The 24,179-nt window shown below is 44.4% G+C and carries 14 protein-coding genes and 1 pseudogene; 6 read left to right on the top strand and 9 right to left on the bottom strand.

The window, feature by feature from the left end; genetic code table 11:
• From LEP1GSC061_RS20250 to LEP1GSC061_RS20240, 3 genes are all read right to left on the bottom strand, one after another.
• On the bottom strand, positions 1-972 hold the full coding sequence (locus LEP1GSC061_RS20250; RefSeq protein WP_016547450.1) for a hypothetical protein: 972 nt from the start codon (positions 970-972) through the stop codon (positions 1-3).
• Positions 973-990: 18 nt separating this feature from the next.
• On the bottom strand, positions 991-1,359 hold the full coding sequence (locus tag LEP1GSC061_RS20245) for a hypothetical protein (RefSeq protein ID WP_016547375.1): 369 nt from the start codon (positions 1,357-1,359) through the stop codon (positions 991-993).
• An 83-nt stretch (positions 1,360-1,442) separates the two neighbouring features.
• Positions 1,443-3,035: a hypothetical protein gene (locus tag LEP1GSC061_RS20240; protein ID WP_016547299.1), complete on the bottom strand. Its 1,593-nt coding sequence runs from the start codon at positions 3,033-3,035 to the stop codon at positions 1,443-1,445.
• Positions 3,036-3,480: 445 nt separating this feature from the next.
• Here LEP1GSC061_RS20240 and LEP1GSC061_RS20235 point away from each other — a divergent pair, with 445 nt between their 5' ends.
• Positions 3,481-4,533 (top strand): IS481 family transposase, encoded by a 1,053-nt coding sequence (locus tag LEP1GSC061_RS20235; protein WP_016545948.1) that lies wholly within the window; start codon positions 3,481-3,483, stop codon positions 4,531-4,533.
• Positions 4,534-4,589: 56 nt separating this feature from the next.
• On the opposite strand, the gene LEP1GSC061_RS20230 is transcribed toward LEP1GSC061_RS20235, so the two are convergent.
• From LEP1GSC061_RS20230 to LEP1GSC061_RS20220, 4 genes and pseudogenes are all read right to left on the bottom strand, one after another.
• The gene (locus tag LEP1GSC061_RS20230; RefSeq protein WP_040510078.1) at positions 4,590-4,997 is read right to left on the bottom strand and encodes a hypothetical protein; all 408 of its coding nucleotides are present in this window, start codon (positions 4,995-4,997) and stop codon (positions 4,590-4,592) included.
• On the bottom strand, positions 4,994-5,704 hold the full coding sequence (locus LEP1GSC061_RS21770) for a hypothetical protein (protein ID WP_198014299.1): 711 nt from the start codon (positions 5,702-5,704) through the stop codon (positions 4,994-4,996). Before LEP1GSC061_RS21770 ends, LEP1GSC061_RS20230 begins: the two co-directional genes overlap by 4 nt.
• 18 nt (positions 5,705-5,722) lie before the next feature.
• Positions 5,723-12,547, bottom strand: a pseudogene (locus LEP1GSC061_RS20225) (SpvB/TcaC N-terminal domain-containing protein); the annotation flags it as partial.
• A 17-nt stretch (positions 12,548-12,564) separates the two neighbouring features.
• On the bottom strand, positions 12,565-16,926 hold the full coding sequence (locus tag LEP1GSC061_RS20220; protein WP_016547399.1) for an LIC12048 family lipoprotein: 4,362 nt from the start codon (positions 16,924-16,926) through the stop codon (positions 12,565-12,567).
• Positions 16,927-17,596: 670 nt separating this feature from the next.
• Here LEP1GSC061_RS20220 and LEP1GSC061_RS20215 point away from each other — a divergent pair.
• Genes LEP1GSC061_RS20215 through LEP1GSC061_RS20205 form a run of 3 tightly spaced genes read left to right on the top strand, consistent with a single transcriptional unit; the run spans position 17,597 to position 19,672 of the window.
• Positions 17,597-17,959 carry a YciI family protein gene (locus LEP1GSC061_RS20215; RefSeq protein WP_016547362.1) on the top strand — a complete coding sequence of 121 codons (363 nt, stop codon included), beginning with the start codon at positions 17,597-17,599 and terminating at the stop codon, positions 17,957-17,959.
• The gene (locus tag LEP1GSC061_RS20210; protein ID WP_016547232.1) at positions 17,956-18,405 is read left to right on the top strand and encodes a DUF1761 domain-containing protein; all 450 of its coding nucleotides are present in this window, start codon (positions 17,956-17,958) and stop codon (positions 18,403-18,405) included. The genes LEP1GSC061_RS20215 and LEP1GSC061_RS20210 overlap by 4 nt, the downstream gene beginning before the upstream one ends.
• A gap of 40 nt (positions 18,406-18,445) precedes the next feature.
• Positions 18,446-19,672, top strand: coding sequence for an RNA polymerase sigma factor (locus LEP1GSC061_RS20205; RefSeq protein ID WP_016547426.1), 1,227 nt, complete (start codon positions 18,446-18,448; stop codon positions 19,670-19,672).
• A 36-nt stretch (positions 19,673-19,708) separates the two neighbouring features.
• Here LEP1GSC061_RS20205 and LEP1GSC061_RS20200 read toward each other — a convergent pair whose 3' ends face one another.
• On the bottom strand, positions 19,709-20,293 hold the full coding sequence (locus tag LEP1GSC061_RS20200; protein ID WP_016547038.1) for an XRE family transcriptional regulator: 585 nt from the start codon (positions 20,291-20,293) through the stop codon (positions 19,709-19,711).
• 154 nt (positions 20,294-20,447) lie between these two features.
• A complete protein-coding gene (locus LEP1GSC061_RS20195) occupies positions 20,448-21,812 on the bottom strand; it encodes a hypothetical protein (RefSeq protein WP_016547280.1) in 1,365 nt (454 codons plus the stop codon).
• Positions 21,813-21,929: 117 nt separating this feature from the next.
• Between LEP1GSC061_RS20195 and LEP1GSC061_RS20190 the strand changes: the two genes are divergently transcribed.
• Together LEP1GSC061_RS20190 and LEP1GSC061_RS20185 are read left to right on the top strand one after the other, a co-directional pair.
• Complete coding sequence (locus LEP1GSC061_RS20190; protein WP_016547442.1) at positions 21,930-22,814, top strand: sulfurtransferase; 885 nt, start codon at positions 21,930-21,932, stop codon at positions 22,812-22,814.
• Positions 22,815-22,822: 8 nt separating this feature from the next.
• A complete protein-coding gene (locus LEP1GSC061_RS20185) occupies positions 22,823-24,178 on the top strand; it encodes a multiheme c-type cytochrome (RefSeq protein ID WP_016547257.1) in 1,356 nt (451 codons plus the stop codon).
• Position 24,179: the final 1 nt, after the last annotated feature.

Below are 24,179 nucleotides of genomic sequence, written 5' to 3'. Positions count from 1 at the left end.
CTATAAGTTAAACGGAAAATTGATCATGAACCCGAAGGTCCGCAATATCGCGGTGTTATACCCCGCATACGTATGAGAATAAAAGAAGTTATAGTAGTTTCCGTATTTGTCCGTGTAACCGAGACTTACTTCCAAATTATGATACACTTCTTTCCTTCCCCAGGCAGGTCTTTCGTGCTCCAGATAATAATTGTACCAGTCCGTTCCGAAAGGAGCTATGGAAGGAGGATTAAGTTGGATCAGGTTTAAAGGAGGAGTTCCTCTAGGATCCGCAAAAGCATAACCTCCCTGACCGATTTGCCCTCTTCCGCCTACTATAAAGATGAAATTATCCAGAAAGCGTTTGTACAAGGCTCCATAATACAGGATATCGTCGGGCACCGGCTTTTCCCTACGACGATAGCTCCATTCTCCCAAAGCTCCGAGGCCCCAGAAATTGAAGTCCTTGCCGAGATAGACATTGATCTCTCCTCCGTTCGCTCCGTCTCCGAGCGCCTGCGGATTTCGATCGTAATCGCCTTTCTTAATTCCTCCCACACGTACAGAAATCGTAGGAACCCAGATGGAATCGTAATCGTATTCGTCTAAAATCTTATAACGAATACCCGCACGGGAATCCACGAACCCGTATTTGTCCTGTTGCTCGGGAGAAGTTAAGGTGCCGAAGTATCGATCGATAAGTTGAACCCTTCCCAATTTTCCGAAACCGGTTTGGATATCGAAGGTCAGTTTATCCGTGATTCCGTATTCGAAAGCGATGGCTCCCACGTTGATCCGGACGTCGTCATCATACGTCGTATGGTATTTGCCCACATATGCGGAATCGTAGGTGGAATTCACCGCAGTCGTCCGTACCCATAATTGTCTTTGGTAAGGCGCCCAGACCGTTTGTGCGAATAACTCGCTAAAGAAGGACGGCTGAGCTAATAATAGAAGGGGAAGAAAAAATCCCTTCCTAAAGATGTATTTCATTTTATATGGATCCAGGGTTTATTCTTTCTTCTCTTCCAACTTGACGTTGAATCGAATGCTCACGAAAAATTCCAGAGCTGAGATTTGTTCTTCGGAAAGTTTGCCCGCAAGATCTTCCAGGTTGACTCGTCCTTTCTCGGAGTTGGGTAAAGAGCCTTGCAGATATTCCAAACGATTCTTTTGAGCCTTTACGAGATCTTCTTTCTTGGCATCTAAGGCGACTTCTCCGTTATAGATTGCCTTACCTAGATTGAATTTTTCCCTTTCCTTGCCGCGAAGAGTCTGGCCTGCAACCGCTCCTCCTCCGAAACCTCCGGATGCCATTGCGATATCGGAAAAAAATAGAAATGCCGTCAAAGCGACGGACAAAATTGTTAAGTATTTCATAAAATTTGTAACTCCCTCTTCTTTTTATTATACGTTACAGAATATGGAGCGGGAGGACCTCCTCCCGCTTTCGTTTTCAGGTATTACTGGTTCTTATAGTTCCAGTCGTCTATAAACGCTTGTTTGGTTGTGGTAGCTGTTGAATTGATGGAATAGGAAGCCACCGTAGTCTTTTTGACTTTAGTCGCTCCACTTCCATTATAATGAGGTCCTGAACCTGAACCTCTTGCGCCAGATTCAACTACACCCTGAAGGTCTGGGGCAAATTTAGCCGGAACGGACGGAAAGGTAGCGGCAGCGTCGCCTTCGTTATCAAAGTTCGCTCCTGGAAAATTTCCCGCCAATAGTCCAAAGATACTCCAACCATCCTCTAAGAATACGGTAGGGCGACCAAGAATCAAGTTGGTGGATATCCCACTTGTTTGGGTTCTAGTATTGGTTCGGCAATATTGTAAAATGGTTTGCCCCTCTTGATAAGCGGTAGCTCCGATATTAGGGTTATTTGTAGAGCTATACGGAGTTGTCCCGTCGGCCGGATTGATTCCAACGGAATAATCGTCCCAGAGCGCTTTAACATAGCTCTTCGGTCTGAACTTTAACGTATTGAACGGAGAAGATGTACCGGTGTAATCTTTCGAGCTATCCAAGGAAGTGCGATCTATCAAGTTCCAGTGAGGGACGAAAACGGCTCCTTTCAAATGCCCTTCGAAAGCCACCGGAGATGCCCCGCTCAAAGTAGATCCGGTAGTATTTTCACCGCCGTCATATTCTTGCCATCCAGCCGTAGCGGTATAACCGTCTGGATTTGCATCGATGGTCGCCTTGGTCCTATTGTCCGAAATGTAAACGGTAGAGGATAATCCCGCCAAACCGTGATGACCGTTATTCTTGACCACTTGGATCGTATCTTCGATGCTTAGAGTCAGAATTCGATTATCTACATTCTTGAGTTGTTTAACCGAAAAAGTTCCATTCTGAGGTGGAATACTCTCATCGGCATCCAATCCCAGTTCGTTAGTCTCGTCGAACTGACCTTTGATCGTACCGTTTAAGATGGCCAAGTGTTCGTGAGAAACCCCCCAATAGCGCAATGCATAGTGCTGGTGACCTATAGATCCGTAATTGTCTCCCGTGCCGCTTGCAAAGACGATAAGATCTTTCGTAGGATCCACGCCATACCACTGAAACCAGCTATCGATACTCGGACCGCTAATGATTCCGTAAGAGTTTGTAATGGAGATTAATCCATTGTTCCGATTCTCCCGGAAAGTTTTCCAGGAATAAGTCGGAACTGGATCGCCCGGACCTGCGTTATTAGCTACTGAAACGTAAACCCGAACTCCGGTAGTGGGTTTAATGATAGTCTTACCGCTTCCGACCTTATTCGCTTGGAAGATTACCAAGTCTCCAGTGATTCCAGCGGGTTTATTGTTAGCCCAATCATCGATCCAATTCCGAAGAGTCCCGGCGGAAATCAATCCGAACTTGTTATCATCGTAATTGTCCGCAGATTCGACGGCCAGGTCCGCAGCGGTGGCGACCTTTACACCGCCACCTCCCCCGCCGAGGCCTGCTAAAGCAAGAGCCGAGCTATCAGAACTTCCTGCACCACCGCAGTTCCCGAACAATCCCAGCGCGATTGCTAGGAGGCTCGTAATTAAGAGCTTTTGTTTCATTTTCATTCTCCTTAAAATGCTGGTCCGAATCGGGTTCCCTCTTCTCTATTCCAAGCGGACTCATTTACCAGGATCGAGAGCAGGTTCCGTTCCTACGAAGGATTTTTCATTATAATGGAGGAATTATCCACTGAATTGGATAATATATTAAAAAGAGAGAACAGTTTCTTGAACTAGAGCGAATGACGTTGGAGGGTGGGAAGAAGAGGGTTTTTGCGGCAATTTAAATCGGAGAATCTCCAAGCCGATCCTGAGGATAGGATACTATATAGAAATTTACATCAGATGTAACAGAAAATACAGTTACTCCAGATTATGTGAAAACATATCAATTTAGTGTGCTGAGCTAGTATTCACCTGACAGTCACCGAAAAACCGGTGGCCCCAGCCTCTTCTGAAAGAAAAATGATTTTAACGACAAAATTATTTACATCAGGAGAAACCGATGACCACCAACACCAATGCAACAGTTAAGGCAACTAGACGAAAGCTAAATTTATTAGAGCTTGCAAATGAATTAGAAAATGTAAGCAAAGCCTGCAAGATCATGGGATATTCCCGTCAACAGTTCTACGAAATACGAAGGAACTTCCAAACCTATGGAGCTGAAGGTCTCTTAGATAGAATCCCGGGAGCCAATGGGCCTCACCCTAACCGAGTCAGTGAAGAAATCGAAAATGAAGTCTTAGAGTATTCTTTACATCATCCGACTCATGGATGCCTAAAGGTCGCTCAACAACTTAGTCTTAAAGGAGTTAAGGTAAGTTCGGGTGGTGTAAGAGGAGTTTGGACAAGAAATAAACTCGTAACTAAACACCAACGGCTTCTAAGACTCGAAGAGCATCATAAAGATAAGATCATACCTCTAAGCGAAAACCAGATACGCCTCCTTGAAAAATTCGATCCCGAATACAGAGAAAGGCACATACAAGCAGATTCTACAGGAGAATTGGTATCTATGGATACTTTCATGGTCGGGTCATTAAAAGGTGTAGGAAGAGTCTATCTACAAACCGTAATCGATTGTCATAGCCGATTTGCTTGGGGAAGGCTCTTTAATAACAAAATACCCGTCACTGCCGTACAGACTTTGAACAACGACGTTCTTCCTTTCTTTGAAGAACATAACATTAAAGTCCAAACCGTTCTAACCGATAATGGTCGTGAGTATTGTGGAAGAGAAGACCAACATCCTTTCGAATTATTTCTTCAGTTAGAAGACATCGAACATCGGACCACTAAAGTTCGCAGGCCTCAAAGCAACGGATACGTGGAACGTCTTCACAGAACTTTACTTGATGAGCACTTCAGGATCGCCGGTAGAACTAAATTTTATGAGTCGATCGAAGAGATGCAGATCGATCTGCATCTCTTCTTTGAAGAATACAATTACAAGAGGGCGCACCAAGGTAGAAACATGAACGGAAGAACTCCTTTTCAAGTCTTCATTGAGGGCATTAAGACAGAAGAATCGGAGGTCCACCAAGCAGAAAATTAGAACAAGCGTTCAGAAGAAGTGTCAGGTGAATACTAACATTGTACAAATTTAGAATGTTATTCTCCCGAATATAACTCAGTGATAGAGCTTCTTAGTTTTCCCGAATCGAGAATAATCTTTGAAAAATTTCGTTCATTAAACTCAACAACACCATCGCTTCTGTATCCGAAGGCATAATCCTTATTTAAATCTATAGCAAAGTATCTAATTTTATTTTCTGCCTTCAAATACTGCTTTACCATAATTCTGTTCATTCGAGGCTCCCAACCCGTCCATATGATGGTTTCCCCAATAATTCCAATATAAGTGCCTTCCGGTAAACGATAACTTAAGGTCATCTGTTCCCTAGAATCTACAGCAACTAAATAAATCTCGTTAGTTATTTGCTTTTGAAACACGTAACCCTTACAACCTATTAATACTATCAAAAAAATGTAGGCAATTCTTATAATCATCGATTTCACTTAACTCTCGAATAATCTATTGATTCTTTCCAAATATAGGTCTGCTTCATATTTCCTCCGTAAGGACCGAAGACCGGGTTATCTCTTGCCCATTCTGGCCCCTTGTCATACAATAATGACTGAACACTAGTAACATTTCTCTGTCTAAAAATTAACTCTTTCCCATTTGAATATATGTCAGTCTTATAATTACCGATAAATTGTTCAACTGGATCAGCACCTGCTTGAATAAGCCCTTTTAAATCGAATGTGCCATCATAATCCGTTACCGAAGCTTCCCTAAGATCCCGTGTATTTCTATACTTATTGTAAAAGAAATCTCTAGCCTTTTTTGTATTAGGCGCGTCTCGTAATGCATCCGTTATTATTGAATCGGTAATCACCCTATCTTCCTCTCCCTTTGCCATTGCCCATTCATAAGTAGTTTTCATTACAAATGAAGTTCTTTGAAACCATCTTGTAAGTCTGTCAGAGAAACTCCGTTTGCCTATTACATTGATCGTAGGCCCGATTTTACCATCTGGAGGAGCAAATTGTTTAGGCTTAAGAGTCATCCCTACTATTGATTTGGATCCTTGTTTCCATTTTCCAGTACTCGTAAAATGGTTCCTAATACCGAGCACATTTGCTGCTTCTTTCCATGAAGAATAACCGCCAAGTTTTGCAGCTGTAGCAAGCGTATCTGAAACTTTATCCAGACGAATCATTCCGGATTTTGTCACTGCTATATGCCCCGTCGGATCCTTATACTTAATCGGATTCCCCGCTACGTAAGAAAAGCGGTTCCAACTTTGGCTGACTAATCCCGTTTCGGGAACAACCGTATCCGCACTCGTAAATCTAGCAATCTGCGGATCGTAATACCGAGCATTATAGAAATAGAAATTAGTTTCTCGATCCAACTCCTGCGAATTGTATTTGGGAGCGAAGTCTAGGTTTCCTCTCTGAACGAGCGTCTCCCCATACGGCTCGTATTGCATACGACTGAGAGTGTGACCGTTCTCGTCCAGGACATGGGCCACGGAATCCACTTGGTCCGTGAGGAAATAGGCGGTGGTTCCCTCTTCGTTCAGGGCGGCTATCCGGACACCGTTCAGATAGATATTATTAATAGAACGTAATACGTTTTCTTCTTCTAAGTATTCTAGACCGTAGAATTTGCTCGGGTAGAGGACTTCTTGGTTTCTGGAACCGGCTCAGGAAGGAACGACCGCGAGTTTGCGGACCCGGAAGCCTCCTTCGTCGTACCAATATCTTCCTACAGTCGCACCGAGTGCATCCTGAACCTGGAAGATTCTATTTTCGGAATCGATCGTGATCTGTTTTGTCAGATCCTTGGAATTGTCTCTCTGCCTGGTCATATTTCCGGAGGCGTCGTAATTCATGACGAGCCTGTCGTTCCCACTCTGGGTGGAATCGATATGGGTGACCTGGTGGTTTACATATTGGTAATTCCACTCATCCGTGACCGTGTTGTCGTTAAAGTTATGATTTCGTTTAGCAAGTAAGTTCCCATTCTTGGCATAAGAGAAACTTTGGCGGAAGGTTTTGGTAAAATTGTCCGCGGATTCCTGGTATTGTCCGTTTGCGTTTACGAGACGATCCAGTCCGTCATATTCATAAGAATACGCAGTAGCGTAATCGGAAGATGTATTTGTGATCCCGGTGATATTGTTCCTACTATTGAATGCATACACCGCATCTTGCAATGTCTTTGTGTTTCCGTCCACTTCTCCCGTGGATTGGATCCGAACGAGCCTTTGCTTCACGTCGTATGTGTAGTTGGTTTGGACTCCGTTTCCTAAACCGAAGCCGGAAGTTTGCCCGAATTCATTATAGGTAATATTCTCCACGATCGTCTTACTGCAAAATCCCGGTAAGACTCCGTTCGTATTCACCTGGACGGAAATTCCCGTGATATACCCCGCGGTTCCGTAACTATAGCAGGCCTTGAGTCTCGTGTGATTGACTGGATGTTCCGGATAGTCTATGGAACTCACACGACCCAATAGATCGTATTTGTATTCCGTAATATAAGGACCATCGGCGAGAGCTATATTCAGATTCTTGAGGTTTCGAGTCTCTTTCTTGACGCGGCCTAGTTTGTCGTAGCTGAAGGCCTTACTCTGTACATTATCCTCTACTTTTACGAGTTTACCGAGTGCATTCTCGCTTCCATATCCCGCATCGTAATCGAAATAAGTGATTCCGTCCGGATTGGACTTAGTGGCCATTCTTCCCAGAGAATCGTAGGTGACGGTGGTCGTAATTCCCCGCGCATCCGTACTTTGGATGAGATCTCCGAAAGCGTTGTAGGAAGAGGAGCTGACTCCCAGATCCGGATCGCTTTGCTTTTTTTGTTTTCCGAAAACGTCATACAGCCAATAGGCCTGGTTTTTACCGGAGGTATCTTTTATGTTGATCCCGCTTGCATCACAATGGAGAGATCCTCCGTCATTCAGGTCGGATTTCTGAATTAGATTTCCTGCAAGATCGTAGCAGAATCCGATCTGAGACCTGGTAGAATCCGAACCGAAATCCTCCACATAGAGAACATTCCCCTTCGCATCCTTAACGGTTCTCTTGCTCGTTCCTCCGCTATGAGTCTCGATCGTTTCGAAAGGATCGTTATAAATATAAGTGATCGTCGTGGATTCGGTTTCTCCCACAGCCTGAGGGAGAATCGCCTGTTTTTGTCTTCCGATCGCATCGTATTTGAAATAACTCGGATTTCTTTCCTGGTTATGAGGAACGAATTTGTCCAATTCTCCGGAATCCGCCCAGTCGGCTTGCCCCGCTCTGGACACTCTTCCGTTTCCGTCATATACGATTCTACCCGATCTTACGAATTTACCGTTAGACGCTGTCTTTACCGTGTGTATGACTCGGTTCATCCCGTCTTTATAACTCCGGGTCGCGAAATCCGGATCTCCCGCACCGGAGGGGAAGATCGTCTTGGCACTCAAAGGAAAATCGGAAGCATAAACGTAGGTTGCGAGAGTCTTCTTACCCGCATCCGTATCCGCGGAGGATTCTACCAATCTTCCGTAATCGTCGTATTCTAAGTAAGACTTGTTTCCGTTCGGATCTATGGTTTGTGTGGGAGAACCGAATGCCTTTCCGTATTGGATCGTGTATTGCGTTTTTAACTGGATGGATCCGCCGAAACTTATCTGCTCGATTACGAATTGGTTTAGCTCCGAATCGTAAACGTAGGAGGTCCCACGGGCGGGGCTTGAACTTACGTCCTTCTCTTCCGCTTTGTTTCCGTAATTGTCGTAGGAAGTCTCGGTGATTCTGGAAGGAACCGAAGGAAGCCCGTTACCGGTATAGGATAGGACGTTACGGATGGGATTTCCTTGGGAATCGTAAGTAAGAGTGCTTGTGGTTTCGTGGGAAGAACCGGAAAGAGAGACCGCCTTCTTGATCCTGGTTTGGTTCGTATTCGTATCGGTTTCGAAATCGGTTACGGTCACAAAGCTCTGAGAAGGGTGGGCCGTATCCGAATAATGGTCCGTCGCGGTTTCTATTTTCCGAACGAGTTTGTATCCGTCCAGAGTCACAGAAGATTCGGAAGTCTGGGTAGGGGTAGCGTTGATGAAATTCTGGACCTTGGACTGTCTTGCCAAGTAACTGATCTTACCCGGAACGGTTTCAATATGAATCACATCGTGAGTATACTTTATGGATCCGTAATCCTTATTATCGGATCCTACGATTCTAGTCTCTTTTTCCGCACCCCCGAGAGCCCGGTTGTCCAGAAAATTCGCATAGGGTTGGCTATGATAAGAATGCACCGTCCTTGCGCCGCTCGCATCCGTCATCGTAAACTCGGTGAATCCGAAAGTATCCGTCTCCTTCTTCCCGTTGATGAACGCAGAGAAGGAGACACCGTTCTTATAAGAATATAATTTAGGAATGGTATTGCCTAACCCATCGTCCAAAACGATCTGAGTGCAGACCCTATAATTGATTCCCAGATCGGGAATATCATCTTCTCCGTTATTATCGAATTTCGTGGAATTCTCATATTGAAAAGTATACACTCCCCCGATTCCGTTCTTCACCTGATCGATCACGTCCGGAACGTTCCCGGTAGACATCGCAAAATACCAGGTGGGTTCTTTGAGATGTATGATCCCTATATCAGTGAGTCCGTCTCCGTTATAATCCCCTTGGATCCATTCGAAAGGATAGACCTTGGACATCAAATCCGGACGCTCCAAAGAAGAGGAGAATACGGGAGAGGCCACGGATACGATCTTACTCTGGGAAAGATCGTAGATTTGGTTCTCTCCCCCGGAAACTACGATCGGATTTCCCCTATGATCGTAATCTCCGTTGAATCCCACATTCCCCGGGTTGAATAGGTTCTGGGTCACGGAAGTTGCAGTAATTTTAATTTTTGAAAATACGATGGAAGTAGCGTCGGTAGGATCCTCATAAACGATGGAGTTTCCTAAAATCTCCGGATAGAGAACATAACGGATCCCCGCCTGGCTCGTTTGGTCGTAAGCGGTATTTTGGATGGGGACATTCACGGATCCCGTGAGAAGTTTGAATTGGACCGTAGTACTTCCTACGGTTCCCAGATACCATTTATGGGGAGTTGCTCTGCGATCCACGAGTAGGATTTGGGCCTTTCCGCTTCCCATAAAATCCCCGGAGAAAAAGCTGAATTGGTTTCTATTATTGCGATTCGTGGAACTCCCAGCTTGGAAAAGATTCTGCAAGAAAGAATCCAGAACGTCACCCGCTACACTCAAGTATCTGGTTCCGCTCGGTCCTGTGAGTAGGAATCTTTGGGCGCTCGTAGTAGTCTGATCGTTTAAGACTAAGACCGATTTCGAAACTGTAGAATCGAAATTGTCCACCGCATATCCGCCGGAGTTTATATCGAAAGAAACGATTTGGGTATCCGACATGCTTGCTAGGTCCGTACGTTTGAATGCTGTTCCCGTATCCTGAGTCACTACGAAGAATTTATTTACGTTTCCGAAATTCCCGAAGAATAAAACCTCATCCCTTGTATTCGTAGTATAACGATCGGGTCTGGAGTTATTGATTCTTACGATCCCGCTTGTCTCAGGGTTGAAACCGGTAAGAACGGATTCCGTAAATGTGGATCCTTTTTTGAAATCGAAGACTCCTGCTTTGCGATCATACAACAAAAGCTCGGGAGAAGAGGAGCAATCGTTTTGGGTAAAGCATCCGAAGAATGGGAGCTCTCCTCTTCCCGGATTCGAGTTCCCGTCGTATTGGTAATCGAGTAGTACGGTTTTCGTGTCCGAAGAAGCGGGAAATACTCCGAAACCTTTCTTCAAGTCCACTTCGTCCAAAGGCAAAGGAGTCTGCATGACTCTGGACTGGTTGGGTCCGTAAGACATATCGCTGTATATTTTATAGCGAAATCCGTTAGACGTAGCTTCTCCGATCCAGAACTTCCCGTCGCTTGCGGAGAAGAATCCTATATCCGTGGCTCCGTCCCCGTTAAAGTTTCCTTGTAACCAACGGGTGATCTCCTTGAATTGGGGAGTCTTGGACCAGATCTTGAAATTGATCGTCCCGTTCTTAGTCTCTCCTAAGGTCCATTCTCCCGAAGAACGATCGAAAAGTAGGAAGTCCGACAATCCGTCTCCGTTATAGTCTCCCGAAAATCGATCGTATCCGAAAAGAGTCTGCTCAGGTGCCGTGAATGTCTTATACAATACCCAATTGGTTTGGAAATAGATGGAAGAGTTCTTGTCCGGATTGCGTTGGTTTTCTCCTACATACCATTTCCCGCTACGAGAATCATACAGGGAAATATCCGTAAGTCCGTCCCCGTTATAATCCCCGTTTAAGAACTGCACTTTCGCACGATCCTTTCCCGATTCGGATAGATCCGAAGTGCTTACGCTATCCAAATTCGCATTGGGAGAATAGTCTCCTCTGTATACGTTCTGGAACTTCTTTCCTATTTTCAAAAATTCGAAACTACCGCCCTTATTGAGCATCAAGGTCCAGAGTCCCGTAGGCTCGTCGAATAACATGGAATCCGAGAGCCCGTTCCCGTCGTAATCTCCCGGAAACCATTCCATACGAAAGATGTCCGGAATACCGCTCATCAATCTTCCGTAATTCTTGAATTGAAAAACCCTTCCGTCGTGTTCCGCAACGATGAAGTCTCTCGTCTCCGGAAGATAGAATGCGATATCCGCTCTCCCGTCCCCGTTGAAGTCTCCGCTAACGTTCCCTTTGAAGAATCGGATCTTGGAAGGTCCTTCGTAATTCTTATAACGGTTCGCATACAATTTAAAATTGTATCCGCCTTCTCTTCTTCCTTCCGCGACCTTCCAATTTCCTGACTGGGGATTGAAGAATAGAATGTCGGAGATCCCGTCTCCGTTGAAATCCCCCTCGAAATATTCCGTGGACCCCGGAGTCACTTCCGGTTCGCTCGAGGCTTGGTTGGATAAATTCTGCCAGGTGAGCAACCGAGAGGCGGCCCCGTATTGGAACTCCGGCTTCGTAGTATGACGATCCGATTCCACGGTTCTTAAGATAGGTCTTCCAGAATCGAAGGAGATGTCGTAAACTAGGGTATAGGTCCAGAGTTTTCCTCCGCTCCAACCCACTTCCACTCGATCCAAAAGTCGATCCATCACCATCGTGAATCCGGAAGCCTTGCTTACGTAGGAATCTCCTCTTTGTTTCGTGAAGAATTTCACATATTGCTTTGGAATTGCGCCGCTTCTGCTATTCCCGGTATATCGTATTTCCTGAATGTATAGGGTCCGCTTATCTGAATACTGGGAAGAATCGTATTGCACCTCCATATAGTTCCCGTTTCGGTCTTCGGTTCGGGAAAGATACCAACTATACGTATTCGAGATTGAATTCGGGTCGTAAATTCGTGTGGAGGATGTGTTTCCGTAAATCGTTTTGGTTCCGGAAGAGTCCTGGACTTCCCAGACTCCTCCGCTTTCTATATTCGTTAATTTTAAAATGACAAAATCGTCGTCGGTGATCTCCGGCCTGTACGTCCCATTCTCGCTGGAACCGGAACCGGATACTTTTATGAGCTTTTTTCCGTTCCATGTGAATGTATCTCTGGAATCGTAAAACAAGGCTCCGTATTCGGGAGTTCTAGTAATCGCTCCCAGTCCCAAACTCCATCCTATCCCCGTCCATCCGTCTCCTCCGGTGGAAGAATAGGATAACGCAAGACTCGGCTGCACTCCCGATCTTCCTACCGGTACTTGGATGGGATAATTTAAAGACACCGCTCCGTAATGATTAGGTTCGGGTGGAGCCACAAATGCCGCTCCGGATACCGGATCCGCCTTTGTCTCCGGATCGTCCACTGCCGCGCTATAATTGGTTGAGATCGAAAACAGATCGCTTCCCTCCGGAGCCGGAGCAGATCCCGGAGAAGGAAGACTCGTGCCAGAGGAGAATGTTCCTACGGACGAGAATACTCGGTTGAGTAAACCCGTTCCGTGCGTACAGGAACTTAAGAGGAGGGGGAGGACGACCGTATAAACGGCCGCCCTATAGAATCTTTGCATCGATCTTTACCGAAATTTTAGTTCGAGATCTTAGTCCAGATCGTGAACTCTCTTTCGATGAGAGGAGCGATGAAGAAATTGTTCATCCCGTACTGGAGGGCTCCTCCAGGGCTGGAGAAATCCAAAGGCATAGCCCGAATCCTGCTCGGAGGGACCAAGAAATCGCCGGTCGCAGTCCAGACCGCCAGGCCAAATTGGGACGATCCAGTTATATCCGGACTTGTATGATTTCCCAGATTCGTAGTGCTGACAAAGAATTCTCCGGGCCCCCTCAGCGCGGGGGTTCCCGTTACGTTCACATATCTACCGCGAATCGAAGTCTTCGAATTTTGAGTATGTTCCCAGATAGAAACCAGAGTAGATCCGAACAAACTTAGTTTTTTAGGAACCTTAGTGGCAGAAGTAATGATACTATCAATTGCCAAACTTGCCGCATCCGCAAAAACCCCGGTTTGCAAATGTATAGACCTTAGATAAATACGATTATCTTTTCCGTATTCGACATATCCGGTTGTTCCCGAAGCATAAGTCAAAACTTCAGTCGTGTTCGTATCCACACTTTGCACGGCATTGACCACTTGGTTAACCGTATCAATCGCCACAACCTTCGCTTCATTCGTAGGCAACTTCCAGGAAATCAAGGTATAATTGCCTACAGTAGAAATACTCAATCCCGTCGTTCCCAATGAACCGCTCGAACTAAGATTGAATAAACTATCATTCGATACGGTGCCGGTTGCCAAATCGACCGAAGCCATTTTCAAATCGTAGGTGTCTACAGGAGTATTCCGATCCGTTTGCAAAACAAACGTAACTTTATTATTCTCCTTCCAGCTTCGGTATGCCGTATTATATGTAGGAACAGTAGTGCCCGTATTCACCAAACTCGATAAAATGGAGAAGTTCGACTTAATGGTAGCACCTGTATTAATATTATACAACACACCGGTAACCCGATTCGTCCTGTTCGTACCAGAACTGCTCCCAGTCGTAATCAATTCATTCCAAGCAAATAATACAGTATTATCTCCAACATAAATGTCGATTGCAGAAAATTCAGAATTGAATGCTGGTCCAGAAAAATTTCCTGAAATCGTAGTGGATAGAGTCGACAAATCAAGGACGGCAAAACGATATTCAGTGTCGCTAGTTTCAAAAGGATAAATTTCCCAGGTTACCACCGCCTTATTATTCTTGATACTGACATTGAAATTTAGAACACCAGAAACGTTATTCCCAGTGGAATTGACCGCGTTAATTTTAAATTCGTTCGTCAGTGGGACCCCGGTAGATAATTGATAATATCTCCCGTATACATTGCCATCCGTCCAACCCGTATACGAGGAAGCGCGAAGATGAAGAACGAGAGCAGTATCTCCGTAAGATACGATCTTCGGAGCCAATGCATAAGTAACTCCGGCATTTGCACTTACAATAAAATCGGACTTAGACGGTTCCAATTTATAAGAACTTCCCGTACTACTGGTTAATCCGAATAAGCCATTCGATAGAAAGTTATTAAAATAGCTCGCATCGGCCCAAGAGTTCCATAGAGCCACGCCTCGGTTATACGCTCCGGACCAATTGATCGCATCCGAATTCACCTTAAAGCCCAGACAGCTTATAGGATGGAATGCATCTACGCCGGAACAACCAACACTAGAGCTTAGAACAAAGGGAAGATACTGGCTCAAGTTCCATTCCGTAGGCAAAAAGACGGAGTTCACTTGGGCATTCCAGTCGTTGAGAAAATTATTTTCAACCGTCAATCTCACGTCCGATGTCGTCAAACTACCTTTAACGAAAACTTCCGAGGTTTTCTTTCCCACCTTCTTGATCGCCGGACTCACCGTTAGGGAGTAAGAACCATCCGAAGCGGGAGAAGATTTCGCGGAGATCGTGTATTGGTTCGGGTCTCCTAAAATATAGACCTTATCGTTCACTTCCGCAAGTCCACTCGGATTCGCGACATGAATAACCGTATCTCCGATTGCCAAGGCTTCCTGCAATTCTCCTCGCATTTTACGAACATCCGAATATGCAAGAGGCCAGATCGTCCTACGATAGGCATTACTTAAAGAAGGCCTCAAATAAAGACTAATCAGACTTACTTCAGGATCCACATATGCGTGACGCGTAGGGAGCTCCACGCAAAGAGAAAAAGTTTGACTAACAAAATCCAGCGTTCTGCCGCAACTCTTCAGCTTGTAGTCATCATTATTATCCAAATCTTTAACTACATGGAACCAGTCGGACCTATCTCCACCAAACCCCATACTCAATTCCAAATCCACCACCTGATCAATAGAAAAGCTCTTAGTGCTATCGATTATATTATAGCTGAAATTTGCAAAATATTGGAACCCGTTGAGGACGGTCGGCGTTCCGAAATTCGGAGTCAGATAGGTAGTCCTATCTAGCTTAATATTCAGCTCGACTTTTTCTCCAAAACCGACCTTACCCAGAAATAAAGACTTTACATTCGGGTTATAAGGATAATCTCCCAGACTATTTAAGTCCCAGGAAGTATTAATTGTATATTCTCTCTGAGTCTCTAAAGGATTCGTACCAAATGTCTGCTCTTCCTCTTTTTTAAGTAAATCCTTGTAGGAGATATAAACGATATCATAATAATCCCCCGCCCAGATGATCGAATCCACCCCTTTCACCATAGGAACTTTTTGGCTATTTGTTGGATCAAATGTCCGAATCGAGTCATCTAGATCTTTGAAATATTCCGTAAGATTATAATATTTTCCGTTGGAATAAATTGCCCAAACTCCCGCGTTCTTTTTTTCCTCGTCTGTCCAAGTGCTAAGAGGCTTCTGAACGCATGCGGTTCTAGACTGCCCGTCGGATCCAGTATGAGTCTCGTCCACGCAAGGAATATTAGTGGGAACCGGTCCGAGGGTCTTAATTCCCTTCAAATGTATTTTATATTCTCCTAATGTAGGAGCGATCTCGGCCAGATTCACAACATAATCCTGAAATTCTACTTTCAGACCGTTACACTGCAATCTTTCCAAAACCTTTCTCAATGTAATGCCAGGAGAAAGAACATTCGCTGTCCTTGCACAAACGTCAGAATTTTCAGGCGCATCAAACGCAGCCACACGATACATTTGCCGAATATTAGGACCGTAAATCCTAACCAAACCCGTCCTTCCTTTCGAATTTTCCTCTATGATTTTCAGGTTGTCTCCGCTGAAATTCAAAAGACTAGACTTATAATTCGAATCGGGAACATGGCTCATCTCATAATCTACGATAAAAATTTTCGGATTATAGCCAGCGGCAATAGCATTCTCGATCTCAACCGTATTCAAGCCGGTAAGTTCGACCACATAGGGACCGAATTCAGAGCCGCCATAAACACTAACTTCAAAAAGACTATAGTCATCATTTCGGAGTCGGAAACTTTGTACAGGGATCAGATCCCCTGTACCCGACTCGAACATCAAAGAACAAAGAATATTCTTCAACTTAACAGGCATATTCACGGAAGCGTTCTTTATATATAAGGCGGCTCTTACGTAACCTGCATTGGCATCCACTTTGGAGGTTTCGTTGATCTTCTGAGACTTTTCAGAACGAAATTTCTTCGCCTTCGTACTAGCGGATGATGATTTTAAGTTGTTCGACTGTGTATCAATATTATTCTTAAAAGGCTTATCTGCCCATTTTGTAGTCGTGGTGGATAAGGAATTTTTTGCCTCCCAACTATTCGAACTACTGGATGCATAATTGAATCCTAACTGAACCGGCCCTATTTTCGTAGCTGTCCCATAACTTAGACTATTACTTACGGATTGAGATAATTCGTTAGAACTTGCAAACGAATCCTGAAACTGAACCGTCTTAAGATTTACCTCATTCTGATGAATGCTCTCGGAGCCTTTAGTCTTAGTAGACTCGAAATCACTGGAGTTAATTTCACTCGTTATCTCATCAGAGGTGTTGGAGGAATTTTTGAGAATTTCGATCTTCATCGTTATTGGGGGAGCCACGATCGCTTCAATAACCGGATAATCCGCCACCCAGACATTTGTAGTTGTCTCATCGGTGTTCAAAATTCCATCACCGTCAAAATCGTTTGCAATCGTGGTTCCAGTAGGATCGATCACCCCGCCTAACGCGCTAGCATTTACTTTAGTTCCCGGAGTAAGCTTAAACAGATTGTTTACAGGAACTGAGGGAGTTATCCCAGGCACTCCTCCGTTATCGACAGCAAGAGGAACTTTTTCCGCCCGCAGCCAAACCGCTTTTTCGAGATTCACATCCTCTAAGCGATCTCCATCTCCCCAAAGCGAACATCCCAAAGCAAAAAGCAAATGCAAAAGTGCATAAGACCTGAAGACAAAGCGGTAGCGAGAGAGCATAAAATCTCCTTTAAAATGAAATTCGATTTTTGTTCGTACGTTGCGCCCCTCAAAGAGAGTAAGGGAACAAAACAATATCAAATTTTATAATTATTCAAGAAGACATCCTACAAATACGAATAACGCAAAACGACAGATATGCCTTCAGATTTCGGACGGTCGCATCATTTGATGGATTTTGTCTACAATATTGTCATAATTTTTTAAAAAAATATATTTCAAAACAAAAAATTATATTTTTATAATTAACAACACCAGAATGAACAATATATAAAACATACGCAATTGTTCGAATTTTCGTTTTCGGCCGCTAACAGTAGATATGCGTGCAAGTTGTTTAATTTCATTAAACAGTATCAAATGATGCCGTTATGAAATCTTTGGGAAAATACCGTACATCTAATAAAAGAAAAAACCGAGATCGATGTAAATTGTGCGTCGAGAATTGGAAAAAGCGTAAGCAACTGCAAGAATATATGCAAATTTCTCCCTCCGGCTCTTGACAAAAATAGAGGAACAAAAATGCATTCCGATATTTTAGATCCATTTTGATAGTTAAATTTCTTCACCCCCCGTCTTCCCGGTTGATTTTTTTTCCCGTTCCTGTCCCATTTCCCGCACCCCGATGGATGTAGATACGTGGTTCGGATCACAATAGGAGTAAAATCGAATGGAAGAATTCGTGATTTTAATGCGCTTGGATTTGATGAATAAGGAGGCCCGACCTTCTCCCGAACAATTGCAAGTCTACATGAAGCAATATCAGGATTGGGTGGGAAGCATCGCCGCTCAGAATAAATTCAAGGGAGGGACAGGGCTCTCTCATGAAGGAAAAGTAATACGCAATCGATTGGTCACGGACGGACCTTATGCGGAAACCAAGGAATCTCTGGCAGGCTATATCATCGTAAAAGCCAAAGACTGGGACGAGGCCTTAAGCTTCGCAAAGGAATGTCCTATTCTTCAAGGAGAAGGAAATAGCGTGGAGCTACGAATGATCTCGGGAGTTCATGAAAGCGAGGGAAAAGCATGAGTACCATCGGTCTCACCTCAAAAGAACGGCTTCCTTTTCGTATCGGTCCTATCGCCATCCTATCCGTAGGGCTTCTTGCGTTTATTGCCAGCTTGCTTTGGTACAGTCCGATCCTTTTCGGAGGAATATGGATGGAATACAGAAACCCGTCGGCGAATTCTTCTCCTCTTTGGATGCTTGTCGCTCCCTTACGGGAACTCATAGTCTCTTATCTACTCGCAAAATTATTCCGAGAGCTGAGAATATTGGAATGGAAGAACGCGATACTTCTCTCCTTTCAGTTATGGTTGGCGTTTCATGCTGTAGGCATGGCCGGTGCGGTGATTTGGGACAATATGAATTGGAAACTCGCCAGCGTTCATGCGGGAGATTGGTTGATGAAAATGATTCTAATGTCCATTCTACTTTGCTATTGGAATCGAAAAATAAACGAAGTATCTGCATGAAATTTCCGGGCAAATCCTGAAATAAGGATAAGAATGTACCGTGCAGAATACGGAGTTAATCCCTCACTTATTTCGAACGGAATATCGTAAGATTGTTTCCGTACTCTGCAAATTCTTCGGATCCGAGCGAATCGATGTGGCGGAAGACATCGCAGGAGACACCTTTCTCACCGCTGCGGAGACCTGGGGGATTACCGGAATCCCCGCTAATCCTTCCGCCTGGCTTTATAGCGTAGCTAAAAACAAGGCGAAGAACTTCCTACAAAGAGATTCCGTATTTCGAAACAAAGTATTTCCCGCTTTAAAAAAAGAATATACTTCCGTCTCGGAAGAAGAACCGGATCTGTCTGTGGAGAACGTTTTCGATAGCCAACTCGGTATGATGTTCGCGATATGCCATCCTTGTATTTCAGGGGAGGCTCAAATCGGCCTTTCTTTACGAATTCTTTGCGGATTCGGCATAGAAGAAATTGCGGAAGCTTTTCTTACGAACAAGGAAACGATCCACAAAAGACTGGTAAGGGCCAAGGAAAAGCTGAAAAGCAATCGAGTCCCTATAGAAATCCCTCCTCTTCCGGAGATCCAAACACGTATCACCGCGGTTCTCGCAACGATCTATCTTTTATTCAACGAAGGATATCGATCTTCGAGCGGCAGTACGATTCTTCGCAAGGAACTGTGTATGGAAGCGATCCGTCTCTGCGAAATGCTCACGCAAGACGAGAATACGAACCGACCCGAAACGAATGCACTACTCGCACTCATGAATTTTCACGCCTCCCGATTGGAAGCAAGATCGGACGATAAGGGAGAAACTGTACTATATGAGGACCAGGATCCGAATTTATGGAATTATAAAATGATACAAAAAGGAGAATATTTTCTAAGTCGATCCGCCTCCGGGGATCGACTCACCAAGTATCATTTGGAGGCAGGCATCGCATACTGGCACACTCAAAAGTCGGACACTCCTGAAAAATGGGAGAGTATATTACAGTTATATAATCACCTTTTGCAATTGGAATATTCTCCCGTAGCGGCCCTGAATCGCACTTATGCGTTATCCAAGGCGAACGGGAAATCGGAAGCGATCCGAGAGGCCGAAAAACTGGATTTAAGGACTAATCGGTTTTATTTCGCCTTGCTCGGGGAACTATACACCGGGATCGATAACGAAAAAGCTAAGGAAAACTATCGAATCGCTTATTCTCTCGCAAAAACGGAAGCCGACAAATCCTCCATCCGGAAGAAATTGGATTCGATCTAACTCGTCATCCAAACCCGATAATATAGGATGTTAAAATCAATCCTCGGAAAGAGCCGAAGACCAAAGAATCAAAGAATCCTTTTCTCCTAAATTGGCAAGTTCCTGTAGATCCTTTCCTAGAAAAGTCATGCTGTCCCCTTCTTCCAGATCGAACCATTTGCCGCCCACCTTCAATCTCAAGGATCCGGATTGAAGATATAGACTTTGTCTTTGCTTGGATTGCACTTTCGTAATGAATGTCTTGGCGACTCCGGAAGAAAGACGGATTTCGAATAGCCTGGTCTGGAATCTGGTCTCCTCATGCAAAAGAGGTCGGATTTTATAAACCCCTCCTTCGATTGCCTGTTCCAAAGAATCCTCTTTTCGATAGATTTTGGGAAGTTCCTCTTTGGAAAATTCCATCAGACTGGAAAGGGGTAATCGAATCGCTTTGGAAATCTTCCAAAGAAGCGCGATAGAAGGAGTCGCCTTTCCGGATTCCACCAAGCTGAGCATCCCTCTGCTCACTTGGGATAGCTCGGCCAATTTGCCGAGAGAGAGACCTAATTCCTGTCTTCTCTTGCGAACCAAGGTCCCTATGGATTGGATGAGTCCTCTTTCGATCGGATCAACTGTAGGCATATATCTTCTCCCTCTGCTCAGAATTCCAATTCGATGAAGGACAGAAGTGCTATCCAATCGAAATTCCAATTTATTGGATAAGGATTCTAATATAGTTCATTACAGTCAATTATATTAAAGTCAAAGCGGTTATTTTTGCAAAAACTGCAATATCCTAGCCCCTGAGGGAGTTCCTTCTAAAAAACCGGCTCCTTATCCAGAGTAGAAAAGGCAGAACGCATCCAAAACCTGCCAATCCGACAAGCCAGCCCGGATGAGCATAATATCCCTTCTCCAAGACGAGGTCCCATTCTCCTAAATTCGCAAAATTCAAATAGGAAGCCTGGGCTAAGAAGAATAGAATCCACCCCGGCCAAAAGAGTCTCTTTCCGGCGAATAAAAACGGAAGGCTCCAAAGTAGATACCAAGCGTTCAAAACCGGAGAAAAAAAGAAGAATAGAAAGAAGGAAGCGGCCATTATCTCCTCCCTTCTCAATTTGTAGGACTTCCTACATTTTAATAGGATTAAGATTCCTGAAAGTAGAATCAAACCCCAGGCGAACCTTGCGATTCCTTCTCCCATGTAACGAAGAAGAATGTACCCTAAAGGAAAGAATTCGAATCCGTTCGCAAATCGACTCACAACCCCTAAATCTGTTCCGTCCGAAGAAAGAAAAAATACGGTATAAGGAAGAAGAAAACCTAAAGAGAAAGAAACTACAACCCCCGTAAAGACCGAAAGACCGAATCTTTTCCGGAAAGATTCGAATATTAAGAGAGGAAGAAAAATCAGCGCGAATCCCTTTACGGCCGTCGCAAGCCCGGAAAAGAAAGCGGCGGTCCTAAATCTTTTACTCCCTGCCAAACTGAATGCGAAGAATAGAATAGATACTCCTATAATATCCGGGTGCCCGTTCAGAAACGTTTCCTTGAGCAGAACCGGATTCCACCAATACATAATTCCCGAATTCCTACCGTATTTTCCGCGAATCCAATAAAATAAGAATAAATCCGGAATAAGCAGAAAGAATTTCAGGGCGGCGAGCTTCCAAGGAAACAGAAAATGGATTAAAAAAAAATAAATCTCCAATACGGGACCGTAAATGGTCGGCCAATCCGGATGGTTGATTCTGGAGAGAATTTCTGCATGGATCGGTTCCCTATCGCCGAAAAAATCCTGGGGAATCGGACCGTAAGGAGATCCGAATCGACTCGTTTGGAATCCGTCCCAGAGATACCTTGCCCAATCGTCTTCGAATACCGGGGATAAAAAAACGAGAAACATTCTGATCCCCAATCCAGACCAAAAGTAGAGTTTCTCCGATTGAGCGGTTTGTCCTAGAAGGGAAATTACCGCATACAACAGAATCAGAACAGAGAATCCGAAAAGAAATCCCCACGCGCCTAGATTTCTGTTATCGTTTGCGACTTCGAAATATCCGAATATAAACATATAACCGAGTCCGACTGCGGTCCATGCCGAAATCCTAGTTTTATCGCCGAACTCAAATGAGAGAATATACTTTCGAAAATGATTCATCGGTCGTTTTCGTTAAATATTATTAAACTATTATACATTATATTGTTCCAATTCCGCTATATCAGATAATTCGTATATTTTATTTGACATCAACTAAAATATACCAAGTTTGGAGCCATGATTCGTTTCGCTTTCTTTTTTACGCTGCTTCTTCTATCCCATTCTTTACTCGCTTCGGAAACTAGAATTTCCGGACTCAAGGGTTGGTTCGTCGACGCTTCTACCTCCCTGTATCTTTCCAAGCAAGGAGCAATACTCATAGACGCCAGAGAAGGAATCACGCTTCCTTCTTTACCTAAATCGATCTCGCTGGGCTGGCAGGAAATTTCCCGGAAAGATTCCCCTTTCGCAGGGAATCTTCTTCCGGATTCCGAGGCAAAGGCGGTGTTAGCTAAGAAAGGAATTCTTCCTAATACAGTTCTTCTAGTATACGGAGATCCTACGGGGGGATGGGGAGAAGAGGGAAGAATCGTATGGTCCCTAAGAACATTAGGTTTTTCGAAATCGTTTATCATAGACGGCGGATATGCCGCCTTGAAAAAAGCATCCAATTCCTCCGTTCCGGATAGATCCGATATACTCGCTAAGATACGCAATAGCTCCTCCGAGCAAAAGAAATGGGGTGTGGATCAAAACTTCGTCTCGGCGAAATTAGCGGATAAGAATACCGTCTTCATCGATACCAGGGAAGAAAGGGAATATCTGGGAGAGACCCCTTACGGAGAATCGAAAGGCGGCCATTTGCCGAAAGCGAAATGGATTTATTATAGGAATTTTCTAGATAAGGAAGGTTTTCTACTTCCGGATTCCAAGATACTTGCCAAACTTCACGAATTGGGAATCTCGAAAGACAAAACGGTAGTCTCTTATTGCACGGGAGGAGTTCGATCCGGTTGGATGACTTCCGTACTCGCATCTTTAGGATACGACGCTAAAAATTACGCGGGTTCCATGTGGGAATGGACTTCTCCGAAGTTCGACAATCCGTTGGTATTGAAATAAGACGATAGATGTCCCTATTAAAAGAGAGAAAATTCTATGCCGGAAGTCTCTTCCTAATCCTGATCATTGCAAGCGTTTACCTAGTTTGGCCCACAAAGGAAATCGTTCCGATCGAAGACGTATTCGGAGAAAAGCCTTGGGCCAAACCTCTTCCCTATCTTCCTCCTCTAAAAGGAGTAGGTGAAGTAAGAGCCGAGAATTGCGGTAATTGCCATAAGGAAATCTATGAAGAGTGGAAGACTTCCACCCACGCTAACGCGCTTTCGGATCTGCAATTCCAATCCGAATTATCCAAGGAGTCCTCCCCTAAATGGCTTTGCCTAAATTGTCATACGCCTATTTCGAATCAAAGAGAGACGTTAGTTGGCTATCTTAGAAACGGAGATTACAGGACTCCGATCGAAGAAAAGAACCCTCATTTCGATCCTAAAATGAAGGCGGAAGCGGTGACATGCGCCGTCTGTCATATACGGTTGGATGAACAAGGACAATCCTATGTTCTGGGAGCCAACGGAAAAACCAGCCCTCCCCATCCGGTTCGGATCGATCCTGATAGTTTAAGAAATCGCTGTTTAGACTGTCATAATGCGAATTACGTTTTGGACGATCAATTAGTCTGCGCCTTTAAGACCGGGGACGAAGCGATACGGGAAGGCAATTCCCACGGAAAAGCCGCCTGCGGCTCCTGTCATATGCCGGAGATACGAAGAAGAATCGTCAAGAAGGAACTAAACACTCCTATCCGGACGGCGCATAAACATTCGTTCATAGGCGGCGGAGTGCCTAAAAAATTCGATTTGTATCCCAAGCAAATTCCAGGAGGTTACGGAAGCGGACTGCAAGTAGGAGAGACGGAATGGAAGTCCATAGGACAAAAAATAGAATATTCCATTTCCATAACGAATCGGAATGCGGCTCATAATATTCCGACGGGAGATCCGGAGCGTTTCCTTTCCGTTAAAGCCTTTCTTTTGGATAAAACGGGTAAGATTTTGGATTCGAAGGAAACCAAATACGGTCAGGAATGGGAATGGTGGCCGAAAGCGAGAAAAGTAGGCGATACAAGGATTCTTCCGGGAGAAACAAAAATCTGGAAAGGAACCCTGGAAGAAAAATCAGGATCTCCGGCAAAGATCATTTTGGAATTCTATCATGTCCGTCTAAAAGAAGCTAACGCTCAATATATGAGAAAAGGACACGACGCTCTTAGTCCCGAACTAAGAAAGAAGGTCAGCAAGATCGAGGATTTTTATCCGTTTTCCAGTCTAGTATACAAAGAAGAAACCGACTTGAAAACGAACCGACGCAAAATCCATTCTCCAGAGGAACTGATGAAACAATCCTATTTAAGAAGGGGGGAATAGT

Origin of the sequence: Leptospira wolffii serovar Khorat str. Khorat-H2, from assembly GCF_000306115.2 — a bacterium.
GTDB lineage: Bacteria > Spirochaetota > Leptospiria > Leptospirales > Leptospiraceae > Leptospira_B > Leptospira_B wolffii.
Note: the sequence above shows the minus strand (reverse complement) of the source record. Positions and strands in the feature narration are given on the sequence as shown.